The sequence below is a fragment of the Bradyrhizobium lablabi genome, assembly GCF_001440475.1.
GTDB lineage: Bacteria > Pseudomonadota > Alphaproteobacteria > Rhizobiales > Xanthobacteraceae > Bradyrhizobium > Bradyrhizobium lablabi.
Genome location: NZ_LLYB01000046.1, coordinates 293291 through 305542 on the forward strand (window position 1 = coordinate 293291; position 12252 = coordinate 305542).

9 protein-coding genes and 1 pseudogene are annotated in these 12252 nt (G+C 62.8%); 4 read left to right on the forward strand and 6 right to left on the reverse strand.

The features are described 5' to 3' along the window. Nucleotides 1-30: 30 nt before the first annotated feature. Together CQ14_RS07045 and CQ14_RS07050 are read right to left on the reverse strand one after the other, a co-directional pair. A complete protein-coding gene (locus CQ14_RS07045) occupies nt 31-1278 on the reverse strand; it encodes a hypothetical protein (RefSeq protein WP_430650140.1) in 1248 nt (415 codons plus the stop codon). Further along, a complete protein-coding gene (locus tag CQ14_RS07050; protein ID WP_057857237.1) occupies nt 1275-2648 on the reverse strand; it encodes an APC family permease in 1374 nt (457 codons plus the stop codon). The genes CQ14_RS07045 and CQ14_RS07050 overlap by 4 nt, the downstream gene beginning before the upstream one ends. Nucleotides 2649-2942: 294 nt before the next feature. On the opposite strand from CQ14_RS07050, the gene CQ14_RS07055 reads away from it, so the two are divergent. Both CQ14_RS07055 and CQ14_RS07060 read left to right on the forward strand, forming a co-directional pair. Next, nucleotides 2943-4235 carry an alpha/beta hydrolase gene (locus CQ14_RS07055; protein WP_082649741.1) on the forward strand — a complete coding sequence of 431 codons (1293 nt, stop codon included), beginning with the start codon at nt 2943-2945 and terminating at the stop codon, nt 4233-4235. 200 nt (nt 4236-4435) lie between these two features. Beyond that, nucleotides 4436-5188, forward strand: coding sequence for an endonuclease/exonuclease/phosphatase family protein (locus CQ14_RS07060; RefSeq protein ID WP_199805451.1), 753 nt, complete (start codon nt 4436-4438; stop codon nt 5186-5188). 87 nt (nt 5189-5275) lie between these two features. Here CQ14_RS07060 and CQ14_RS07065 read toward each other — a convergent pair whose 3' ends face one another. Next, entirely contained in the window at nt 5276-6250 is a 975-nt protein-coding gene (locus CQ14_RS07065; RefSeq protein WP_245320227.1) for a hypothetical protein, read from the reverse strand. A gap of 137 nt (nt 6251-6387) precedes the next feature. Next, on the reverse strand, nt 6388-6543 hold the full coding sequence (locus CQ14_RS45780) for a hypothetical protein (RefSeq protein ID WP_245320228.1): 156 nt from the start codon (nt 6541-6543) through the stop codon (nt 6388-6390). 385 nt (nt 6544-6928) lie between these two features. Between CQ14_RS45780 and thrS the strand changes: the two are divergent. Continuing rightward, a pseudogene (thrS, locus tag CQ14_RS07070) lies at nt 6929-8832 on the forward strand (threonine--tRNA ligase); the annotation flags it as partial. Nucleotides 8833-9118: 286 nt separating this feature from the next. Beyond that, nucleotides 9119-9682 (forward strand): nitroreductase family protein, encoded by a 564-nt coding sequence (locus CQ14_RS07075; protein WP_057857188.1) that lies wholly within the window; start codon nt 9119-9121, stop codon nt 9680-9682. A gap of 154 nt (nt 9683-9836) precedes the next feature. Here CQ14_RS07075 and CQ14_RS07080 read toward each other — a convergent pair whose 3' ends face one another. Together CQ14_RS07080 and CQ14_RS07085 are read right to left on the reverse strand one after the other, a co-directional pair. Beyond that, nucleotides 9837-10736: a matrixin family metalloprotease gene (locus CQ14_RS07080; RefSeq protein ID WP_156434728.1), complete on the reverse strand. Its 900-nt coding sequence runs from the start codon at nt 10734-10736 to the stop codon at nt 9837-9839. Nucleotides 10737-11026: 290 nt separating this feature from the next. Next, entirely contained in the window at nt 11027-12100 is a 1074-nt protein-coding gene (locus tag CQ14_RS07085) for a hypothetical protein (RefSeq protein WP_057857238.1), read from the reverse strand. Nucleotides 12101-12252: the final 152 nt, after the last annotated feature.

The following is a 12252-nucleotide window of genomic DNA, read 5'->3' on the forward strand; positions in this document are numbered from 1 at the left end:
AAAACCGCTACACACTTTTCNCATCATGCTCTAGCGCCAGAAGAAAAATCCACCCCGCGGCGGCTGCGACCAGAAATCCGTCGACGGCCGCGGCCCTATATCCGCCGGCGGTCGCGGTCTTCGCGGGCGCGATGGCGGCGGCGGTGCCTCAGTCGAGGCTGTGGCGTCAATGGCGGGCGATCCATCGTCCGGCAATCTCACCGACAGCAGCACATTCGTTTGCGGCGTACGCCAGCGATAGCCGATGCCGAAATCGATCGGCTGCGCGCGGCGGAACAGTGCCGCATATGACTCCTGGTAACGCCCCTGGAATTCGTCGATCGGTCCGAGATAGCGGCCGAACGGAAACAGGCGCCATTTCTTCGTGCTGTAATAGGCGAGCGGAATTCCTGAATCGTCCTGGATTATGGTGGCGCTGTTGTTGAGCAGGAAGTTGCGCACGGTGGTGAAATTGCCGGAATGCAAAAGATAGGACGCGCTCTTGATCAGGCTGTTGCCGGGCGCGAGCGTCTCGCAGAATTTCAGGAACCCGCTCGCCCGCACGCCGGAGTTGGAAAGATCGGTCGAGAAGTAATACAGCGTCTTCTCCTGACCGTCGGGCCCAGCGAAGACGATGCGCGCGCCACGCACGGCATTCGGCCCGGGATTTTCGCCGGCAGTATACGCCGCGCCCTTGTCGTCGAGCGAGATCGGACTGGTGCTCTTCACCGTCATCCCCGAGCGCGCCAGGAACACGTAGAGGATCGGCAAGGTGCCGCTGATCTGCCCCGCCTGCAGATCGGTCTTCATCTGCTTGGTGATGAAGAAGCTGAAGCTCAGGATCGAGCCGAGCGAACGCTCGACATTGTAGAGCGCCGACGCGATGCCACCGCGCGGCAGTCGCGTCAGGTCCGGCACCGAGCCGACCGGCTCGAGCGCACTCAGCACGTAGGTGGATGCCTTCGAATAGAACGCGTTGGCGTAGAGAAAGTCCGGCCCTGAAAACATGTAGAACATGGTGGGCCGCGGCGCTGCGAGGTTGGTGTCCGCCCAGACGCGGATCTTTGACAACTGCCGCTGCTCGAGCTGGTCGAACGCGCCGTCGAAGAACTTGGCGTGACGTTGCCAGGCCGGGTCCCTCGTAAGCGGCGCGAGCGGCGAGTCCGACGACGGCATCATGCCCGCGAGAAATTTCGCGGTGTCGTCCACCGTTGCAGTCTGGGCGTGGCCGGCAGCAACGGCCGCCAGCAGCATGAAGGCCGCCAGCGTTGCCATTCTCAGGGAATGCAGCACCTTCATTCGCGCCCCGAAGAGACAGCCACAGGGCCATGATCCGCCCGCTTGCGGAAGACGGCATAGATCAGCAGGCCGGAAGACATGATCAGAATACTCAGCATCGACCGCAGCGGCTGCTCGGCCAAAAGGTAGTACATCATGAAACCGGTCACGATCAGAAAGACGACAGGCGTCAGCGGGTATCCCCAGGCGCGGTACGGCCGCGGCAGATCGGGGTGCGTGATGCGCAGCTTGATCACGCCGAGCACGGTGAAGAACGAGCAGAACAGCAGTGCGAACTGGATGAACTCCAGCACCGCCTCGAAGCTGCGCGTGAACAGCATCAGGCTGGCGACCGTGAGCTGAAACAGGATGGCATTGGCCGGCGCGCCATTGCCGGAGCGACGGGCGAATGGCCGCAACACCGGAATGTCCTCGCCCATCGTCATCATGACGCGCGGCCCGATCCACATCATCGCGCTGATCGAGGAGATCAGCCCGATGCAGATCATCGCGCCGACGATGCGGCCGCCGAACTCGCCGAAGATATAGCTGCCGGAGATGCGGGCGACGTCGATCTGGCCTGCGAGCTTCTCGATCGGCGCGGTATGCAGGAACACCGCGTTGAGCGCGACATAAAGCACCAGCACGATCAGCGTTCCGATCAGCATCGCGCGCGGCACGTTGCGCTCCGGCAACCTCACCTCGCCGATGATGTAGGTTGCCGCGTTCCAGCCCGAGAACGAATACATCACGAACACGAGGCTGATCGCGAACGGCGCGCTGACGACATGGGTGAAATCGGAAGCTGATGGCGCAAACGACACCGGCTGCGCGGTGCCGATCACGAAGCCGCAGGCCAGGAAGACCAGGATCAGCACGACCTTCAGGATGGTCGCTACCAGTTGAAAGGTCGAGGAGTGCCTGACACCGGTGAGTTGCACCAGCGACACCAGCCAGACCAGGCCGACCGCGAGCACCAGTGGCGGCGCATCAGGGAGCACCGACTTGCCGTACTCGCCGAACGCCATGGCGGCGAGCGCTACCGGCGCCGCAAAGCCGACCGTCGCCGACACCCAGCCCGCCACGAAGCCGAAGGCCGGGTGATAGGCCCGGCCGAGGAAGTTGTACTCGCCGCTCGAACGCGGAAACATCGCGCCGAGTTCGCCGTAGGAAAACACCCCACACAGCGCGACGATGCCGCCGACCGCCCACAGCAGCAGGATCGAAAAGCCTGACGGAATGTCCTTGACCTGAAAGCCGAGGCTGGTGAAGACGCCGACGCCGACCATGTCGGCTACGACGATAGCCACCGCCACCAGAACTGAAACGCCGGAGCCGCCACCGGTGAGCGAGCCAGCCCAAGCCGGGCTTCCCGTTTGTGATGCTGCCATCTCGGACCCCATCTTCAAGCGCCCGCAGCCGAGAGCTGCATCGTGCAGGTTGATGGCCCTCAATTCAAGCAATGTTAACAAGGGTTTAAATAGAGACGCAAAATAGGTTCGATGGTACCGCCCAGAGCCCGCGTGCCACTACTGGATTGCGAAAACATCGTGACCATCCCACAATCGCGACACGATTGGGTGGTCTCCTCGGGCTTCCGGACGTGGGGAGTTTTTCCGGACGCTTAACGTCGCCGCGTGCAAGCTTAACCCCGGTCGACGGTGAATCTTGGGACATTGGGGTGGATGGTCGGAGCTGATCCGAAATTCCAGACAATTGGTCGCGCCAGCCGGGCGATGCCGCGACGTGCCCTGCCGCTGCGATGGCACTGGCTTGCGATGGCCGCGCTGGTCATGCCGCTATTCTTGGTTCTGGTTCAGTGCGGCAAGGCGCCGAACGCGGACATGCTGGCGGCGAACACCGATGGCCCCAAATCCGGGGCCGCCAAGTCCAGGGCTGAAACGTTCGACGAACGTTTCCCTGGGCCGCAATTCGCCGACCGTTTCCCGACCGCAAGCGAAAGCCTGCCGCAGATTCAGCAACAGGTTGCGCTGACGCCGCAGCCGCGCACCGTTCGCACCGAACCTGTGAGAGTAGCGTCGCTGACGCCAACGCTGACGCTGTCCCGCACCGAGCGCGAAGAGCTGACCACGCTGGTCAGCATGAAGTCTTCGGCCTTCCCCTATTTCGGCAACAATCCGCGCTCCGATGAGCCGTTCCTCAACATCACCAAGGGCGACCGCAAGGGCCACCGCAGCTATGGCGGCCGGGTCTATTGGCAGGACGAGACCTATAACGACAGCCGCGTGCTGGTGCATGTCCCCGAGACATTCGACGTCAAAAAGCCCGCGGTGATCGTGGTGTTCTTCCACGGCAATGGCGCGACGCTGGAGCGCGACGTCCGCGACCGGCAATTGGTGCCGCAGCAGATCACCGATTCCGGCGTCAACGCCGTGCTGCTCGCGCCGCAAATGGCGGTCAACGCCGCCGATTCCTCGGCTGGCAAGTTCTGGCAACCCGGCGGCTTGAAGCGCTTCATCGATGAATCGGCCGGCCACCTCGCCCGCATCTACGGCGATCCGAAGTCGGCGCAGGCGTTTGCGAACATGCCGATCGTGATCGTCGGCTATAGCGGCGGTTTCCTGCCGACCGCCTGGAGCCTCGAGGTCGGCGGCCTCCCCAACCGCGTCCGCGGCGTGTTCCTGCTCGACGCCGTCTATGGCGAACTCGACAAGTTCGCGTCCTGGATCGAGAAGAACCGGACCGGCTTCTTCGTCTCCTCGTATACCCGCTACACCAAGCGGCACGACCTGGAGCTGATGCAGATGCTCCGCGACAAGGGCATCACCGTCACCGAGAGCATGGACGGACCGCTGCGGCCCGGCAGCGTCGTGTTCGTGCAGACGCCCGATGGCGTCACCCATCGCGATTACGTGACGCAGGCCTGGACCGAGCATCCGGTCAAGGACGTGCTGGTCAAGATGGCCGCAACGCCGGCTTTGACCCGGATCGCCAGCGCGCCCTACGCGAACCGCTAACCGGCCTCGCCGCGACATCGCGGCATGCATCCCGGACCGAATTGTCATGTTGATGACGCGTGGCTTGTGCCACAGAGCATTGCTCGTCTCCGACCTCCGCCTTAAGATGAAGTTGTTTTTTATTGCAACTTCTGGGGAGGCCGTGCAGGAAGGCCAGTACAAGGAGGATCTCGCAGAGCTTCGAGGTGGAGGAGGACCGGGTGGCGACGCGCTTTCGAGTGGTAACGCTCAATCTTGAGCAGGATCACAAGCGGTGGGATGAACGAAGTCCCCTCATAGTCGAGGGCATGAAGGTCCTCCAACCCGACATCATAGCGCTCAACGAAGTGAGTATCGCGCGGCAGACAGCGCGAGAATTGCAAAGGAGTATCGGACCAGTCCAGGGCATCGATTACAATTTGGTCCAGCAGACGCGAGTAAACGGATTGGCCTCGGTCGAAGGCGAAGCGCTGCTCACCCGCTTTCCCGTCAACGAAACTGGAAATCTCGACTTCCAGACGCGCGATATGGTGGCGCTAGTCGCCCGCGTTCTCGTGGATAGCAAGCCGTTAGATATCTACGTAACCCATCTTTACATGTCACGTGGCGACGATTCCCTTCGGCTGTTTCAAGTCCAGCAGCTTCTGGCATGGATCGACAGACGAAATGACGTATCGGAATGCATCGTCTGCGGGGATTTCAACGCGACACTGGACATGCCCTCTGCGGCCCTCATGGCTAGCCGGTTTCGTCCTACCCAAACGTCACCGACGGCATTCACACCGCTGGCTGGGGGAGATGGCGCAATATCCCATCCCTATTGGCCGCGGATGGACCGGTGCATCGATTTTATCTGGACGAGCAGTGCAATCGAGACAGTGGCGAGTGGCGTCTGCTTCGATAAGCCCGCCGCTGGCGATCCTTCGCTATGGCCATCAGATCATGCCGGGGTCTGGGCCGATCTTGAGTTCTGACCCCCGCGTGTTGCGACTGTCGCTTCCAAGCGGTTCGCTCACGATCAGCTGATCCGGAACAGGCATTGCTGCCACCGGAGCGGGTGCTCACTTCGCCGGATTTGCGGCGGCTGCCGGATCGGCATTGATCTTGGTGGATGCTGCCGCCGGCGGTCGCGGGTTATTGGCCGGGCACGATGCCAGGAGCCGCGTCCACGACGCGCCGAGGCCAAGCGTGTCGATGTCGAATGTCGACAGGCTGGTCTTGCCTTCCGCCGCTGGTGTGCGCTCGCCCATCTGCAGGCGGGGAGCGGCCAGCATTGCCTCCATGGCCTCGGGCGCAACGATGTCGCTCCAGACCTCGAACTTGCCGACGCGCGCGGGGTACCTTCCAAAGGCCACGGATTTTTCCGAACCCGCCATCAACATCACCGACTTGTTGCTGCTGGCGTCCTTGTTGCCGCTGACCTCCTGGTCCGCTTCCCGGACGAACATCAGCCTGGCGCGGTTCTTGTTCTCGCAGAACAGCCGCCACTCCATCGAGCGGAACGACTCGCCATCGCCCTGTCTGGCCGACGCGAGCTTGCGGACGTAGGGGCGCGCCGCGGTTTCGAATGTCCAGGGCGTTTCGAGCAGAGAGCGCTTGTCGATACCGAAGCGATAGAGTTCGGCCCGCGTCAGGACGTGCAGGCTCTCGAACTTTACCGTCTTGATGAGATCGTCCAGTTCACGGCTGACGCCCATCGAGGTGACGAACGCGGCGCGCTCGCGATCGGCGCTGGCCATGCGGCGCTGCTTGTATTCGGCGATCACCTGCGCCGGGATCGACCCGTGAACGACCAGCGTCAGCCTCGAATTATGAACGGCCATGATGGCATCGGGCGCAACCTCGCGGGTTGTGGCGCCGAGAAGCACGTAACCGCAGGCCGAATTGCACATGGCGTTGCGGGTCGTCAGTTCGGCCTCAACCTCGCCGCCGGCCGTCTTGATCTTGAGGCAGGCCGCGTCGACCTGGGTTCCGCCGGCGCAGGCGGTTGCGATGGTGCGCCCGATCCGGGCAACGGCCTTCCTGCCGCGCAGCATCCGGGCGATGACATAGGACGGCCTGACCGAACCGCCCGGCGAATGGAAATAGATCGGGCGCGTCGTGTCCTTGGCGTCACGCAGGAAGCGGCTGACACGCGCCGCCGCTCCCTCATCGACCTGGCCTTCGATCGCGATCAGCGGTCACAACCCGGACCGCAGGAATTGGCCGGACCCTTGGCGTTATAGATGATCAGCCTCGGCGCAAAGCCGGCCTTCTCGGCCGGCGTTTCAGCACGCAATTCGCCACTGACCAGCAGCAGGGCTGCGAGAACGAGAAACCGAAACATCATCAGACCGGCACAATCGGGCGAATGGACGAGCAACGACGCAGTACCCAAGGCTAGACAATGCGCGCCTGTCCGGCAATCCCTGGTGGCGAACCACGCCTCCTGAGAGGTTAGAGCGACCGGCACTATCCTTCTTTGTGATCACGATATGGCGTGATTTTCTCGATATTGCCCGATTGCAGGAGCCGAATCCCCTGCTATACCGCTGCTTTCCCGCTTACCTGCGCTCGTTCGCAGGAGTGAGCTCCAGGAGACGCCAATGCCTGACCAGAATACGCCCGCATCGGGATTCCAGTTCGGCCTCGCCAATTTGAAACCGGCCGAACCCGTGCAAAAGATCNACCTTTCCCGACGGCGCCAAGCGTGAATTCGCCAAGGACATCACCGNACATCGCCAGGGGCATCTCGCCTTCGCTCGCCAAGCGCACGGTCGCGATGGCGCTGGACGGGGTGGTCGCCGATCTCAACGATCCGATCTCGAGCGACGCCAGGATCGAGCTGATCAACCGCGAGGATCCCCGCGCGCTGGAACTGATCCGGCATGACTGCGCCCATGTGCTGGCGGAAGCGGTGCAGTCGCTGTGGCCGGGCACGCAGGTCACGATCGGCCCGGTGATCGAGAACGGCTTTTACTACGACTTCTTCCGCAACGAGCCGTTCACGCCGGAAGACTTTGCCGCGATCGAAAAGCGGATGCGCGAGATCATCGCGCGCGACAAGCCCTTCACCAAGGAAGTGTGGGACCGCGAAAAGACCAAACAGGTGTTCCGCGACAAGGGCGAGGCCTTCAAGGTCGAGCTGGTCGATGCCATTCCGGGCGACGAGCCGATCAAGATCTATTTCCAGGGCGACTGGTTCGATCTCTGCCGCGGCCCGCATATGTCGTCGACCGGCAAGGTCGGCAACGCCTTCAAGCTGATGAAGGTGGCGGGCGCCTATTGGCGTGGCGACTCGAACAACCCGATGCTGACGCGCATCTACGGCACGGCATTCGCGAAGCAGGAAGAGCTCGACGCTTACCTCAAGCAGATCGAGGAAGCCGAGAAGCGCGATCACCGCAAGCTCGGCCGCGAGCTCGACCTGTTCCACTTCCAGGAGGAAGGCCCCGGCGTGGTGTTCTGGCACCCGAAGGGTTGGACGGTGTTCCAGGCGCTCATTGCCTATATGCGCCGCCGCCTGACCGGCGATTACAGCGAGGTCAACGCGCCGCAGATCCTCGACAAGGTGTTGTGGGAGACCTCGGGCCATTGGGACTGGTACCGCGAGAACATGTTCGCGGCCCAATCCGCCGGCGACGAGGCCGAGGACAAGCGCTGGTTTGCACTCAAGCCGATGAATTGTCCGGGCCATGTGCAGATCTTCAAGCATGGCTTGAAGAGCTACCGCGACCTGCCGTTGCGCCTTGCCGAGTTCGGCGTGGTTCATCGCTACGAGCCGTCGGGCGCCATGCACGGCCTGATGCGCGTGCGCGGTTTTACACAAGACGACGCGCACGTGTTCTGCACCGAGGCCCAGCTTGCCGACGAGTGTCTCAAGATCAACGAGCTGATCCTGTCGACCTATGCGGATTTCGGCTTCGACGGCGAACTGACGGTCAAACTCTCGACCCGGCCGGAGAAGCGCGTCGGCACCGACGAGATGTGGGAACATGCCGAGCGCGTGATGGCGACGGTGCTGGCGGAAATCCAGGCCAGCGGCAACAACCGCATCAAGACTGCAATCAATCCGGGCGAAGGCGCGTTCTACGGGCCGAAGTTCGAATATGTACTGCGCGACGCCATCGGCCGCGACTGGCAATGCGGCACCACGCAGGTCGACTTCAACCTGCCGGAACGCTTTGGCGCGTTCTACATCGACGCCGATGGCTCCAAGAAGGCGCCTGTCATGGTCCATCGCGCCATCTGCGGCTCGATGGAGCGCTTCATCGGCATTTTGATCGAGCACTTTGCCGGCAATTTCCCGCTCTGGCTGGCGCCGACCCAGGTGGTGGTCACGACCATCACCTCGGAGGGCGATGAATACGCCAAGGTGGTTGCCGCCGCGGCACGGCGCGCGGGCCTGCGCGTCGAGATCGATCTTCGCAACGAGAAGATCAACTACAAGGTCCGCGAGCACTCGCTGGCGAAAATCCCCGCCCTGCTCGTCGTCGGCAAGAAGGAAGCCGAAACCCATTCGGTCTCGATCCGCCGGCTCGGCAGCGATGGCCAGAAGGTAATGCCGACCGACGAAGCGCTCGCCGCGCTGGTCGAGGAAGCAACACCGCCGGATGTGAAGCGGGCGCGAATGGCCTAGGAAATGTGGGGCGGATGATGTTGCCGCTCCCATACTTCCACCCGAGCGACCAGCACATCGAGCCGTTTGCCCTCGGGCGAGTTGGCCCGAGCATTCATCAATCCTTCTATCTCTTTGAGGGCTCGGCGATACTCGCGGTCAGATTTGATCGGCCTGTGCACGATTGAAAGCTCAAGCAATATGTATCCGGCCGATACTATCACAATCGGTCTAAATTGGCTTCCATATGCTTCGTAGCCCACCTATCTGCGTGGTAGAAATTTCTAGATCTGCGAAAGAGACCCTTGTGCCTGACGCCATTGAACTGCTGAAAATCCGCCGCTCGGTAAAGCCGCGCGAGATGAGCGGCCCCGGCCCTACGGCCAGCGAACTCGATACCATCCTGACCATCGGGGCGCGGGTACCCGATCACGGCAAGCTGACGCCGTGGCGCTTCATCGTGTTCGAGGGCGACGCCCGGGCTCGCGCCGGCGACGTCATTGCACAGGTGTTTGCCAAGAAGAACCCGTCCGCGCCGGCCGCCGATATCGAGGTTGAAAAGCGCCGGCTGATGGACGCGCCGCTGGTGATCGCGGTGGTGAGCTTTACCAAGCCGCACCCCAAGGTGCCGGCCTGGGAGCAGGAATTATCCGCCGGCGCCAGCGCCATGAACATCGTCACCGCCGCCACCGCGCTGGGCTACGGCGCGAACTGGCTCACCGGCTGGTTCGCATTCGACCGCGACGTGCTCGACGGGCTCGGACTGAAGGCCGATGAAAGGCTCGCCGGCTTCATCCATATCGGAACACCGGCGAAACCCGCCGAGGACCGTCCGCGCCCGGCGCTGTCTGATATCGTGACGCGGTTCTAGACTTGCAGTTCTAGACTTTGGTTCGTCACATCAGGTGTTTGCGACTTTAGACAGCTCTCTTCATCGTCATCCAACGATGAGGCCCGGCGCAGAACTCTCGTTCTGCGCCGGGCCTTGTCGCGTCGTCACGACATGACGACCATCGCGCGCACGATCAACCCCACAGATGATGGTCGACAAACTGGTGCGCCACGTTGCTCAGTTCGGCGAGCTGCGCACTGTGCAAATCAGCGCCCGGTGCGGCGGCTGCATCGCTGCGGTCCCCCTGGATTGAATGCAGCAGGGATGCGAGATCGGCGAAGCGACCGCCAAGATCACCGCCGAAGGCATGGGCCGCGCCGCCATCACCCATGCCGGCATCTGCACCGGTGCCGATGGCGGTGCCCGTGGCGCCATCGCCCGCAGCGGTCTGGGTTCCGCCACAGCCGCCGGCGCCGCCATTGTCCGCACCTGCGGTCGGCGTCGTCGGCGTGTCAGGCGTCGCTCCGGTATCGCCGGTGTCGGGCGGCGTGATCCCCGTGCCCGCATCCGACATGTCGGTGGGGTTGGCGCCATAAAGCGCCAGAACGCCGTCGATGTCGGATTGCGCCAAACCGGTGAGGTCGAAATTGGCGGTCGAGTTCATCACCGCGGGATCGTCGTTGAAGTGACCCAGTCCAATTGCATGCCCGATCTCGTGGATCGCGACGAGGCTGAAATCCGAGCCGCTCAGATTATCGCCACTATCGAACTTGATGTCCGCGCTCTGAAGCTGGCCCCCTGAATAACTGAAGCCCGTGACCCCCAGGACGTTGCCGGCGCCATCGAGCGCACTGTTTGCAAAATCGATGTCGGATTCGGCAGTGGACGCGACTTGCTGGAATTGAATATTGGCAACCTCGGACCATTCAGCGAATGCAGCATTGATGGTTTGCAGTTCTGTCTGGGAGATACTGTCATCAACGGCCCAGGTGACCGTCCCACCCGCAGTGCCCAGTTCGGGTGAGCCCCATTTTGCGCCTTCGAGGCTGAAATCGACCGCCATGGCATCTCCTTCACTGTTGATGTAGATCAAGATCGCAGTGTCGGAGACGTAAGCTGTCTGGTTGACGAGACTGAGGCTCTCGTTGGCGAGAGTGGGGCGATACAACGCTCATTGAATGATACGCGATACTGCGACGGGCCGATGCAGCTTTGCGACGTCGAGCATCAAGCAACGATGGCCCATGCGGGAACCGCGACCAACGAGGCCGAAGCCGTGCTTCGGTGCATTGCGGCCTGATCAGCCGAACAGCAAGAGCTGTGCTGTTTTACACGCAGGTAAGCACGGCTTTGTCTGAACCCGCGATGCGGCGAATATGACAGTCAGCGCGCGATGACCTCGACCTCGGTATCGACGCCGTTGACGACGTTGAAGGGACGCTCGAATACCTTGCCTTCGTTCTTGGCAATGGCCCGGTATTCGCCCTCGGACAGGACGACGCGGGGAAACGCACCGATCGATTCCTTGATGACGTCGCCGCCCGGCGTGATCACCGACCATGCGGTGTTGGCGAGCGCCTCGCCGCCCCTGTCGCCGACGAGTTTCAGCGTAATCACCGCCGCGCGGTGGCTGACGGTGACGTCGGTCAGTTTGCCGGCCTGTACCCGGATGTCGGAGCGCACAACCGAGTTGGCGTCGCCATAGTTGGAGATGATGTAGTAGGTCCCCTCGGGCAGCAGCGCGACGTCGGTGGCAGGAACGCTCGGCAGCAGCGGGCTACGCTCGGCGCCGCCTTCGAACTGGCTGCCCTTGTACAGCGCGAACGAAATCTGGTTCGGCGGAATCTTGCTGCTGCCGACGCGGCCTTCGATGCGCAAGCCCCCGGCCGGCAGCACGAAGGCGACGCGGTCGGTTTCCGCCTTCAGGCTCACCGCCCTCACCGCGCTGACGAGGCCGAGGGCGACGTGGACGACGTAATTGCCGGGCGGCAGCACGATGTTCGGCGTCGCGCCGCGCTCCTCGCGAATCAGCTTGAACGTGCCGGTATCGTCGGGCTTGTCGGCGAACACCCGCCACACCAGCCCGCCATTGATCACCGGGAGGTCCTTGCCGTAGCGCGCCGTCAGCGACAGCACCCCCTGATTTGGAGTTGCGGCGCCCGGCGCCGGCGCCGCTGGCGGGGCCGTCGCGATCGAGGGGGGCACGATGGTTGGCTGGTTCAGCGGCGGCGGAACGGTCGGAATCGTGCCGGTCCCGGAGGGCGGTGCCAGATTCATGGCCGGCCCGGTCTGGGCATCCGGAACCGCGGCCGGCGGCACCGGCGGCGGACGGTCCGAAAACATTTGGGCCGAGGCCGGGACCGAAAACACTGCGACGAACGCCAATGCAAGCACAAACGCCGGGAGAGGCCTTCCGCCCTGCCCGTTTCCAGCGATGCCGTTGCCGCCCGAAATCATGGCCATGCTTTTCACCGAAAACGCGGCAAATTCAAGCCTTCGTGGCTAAAGCCGGCCGGCCGCCATGGCGGAACCCGTGCAGACACCTCCTGTTGAATGCTGCGGTCGCGGTCCAGTCACATTCCGTGCCTACGCCTTTTTTGCCGGGGCAT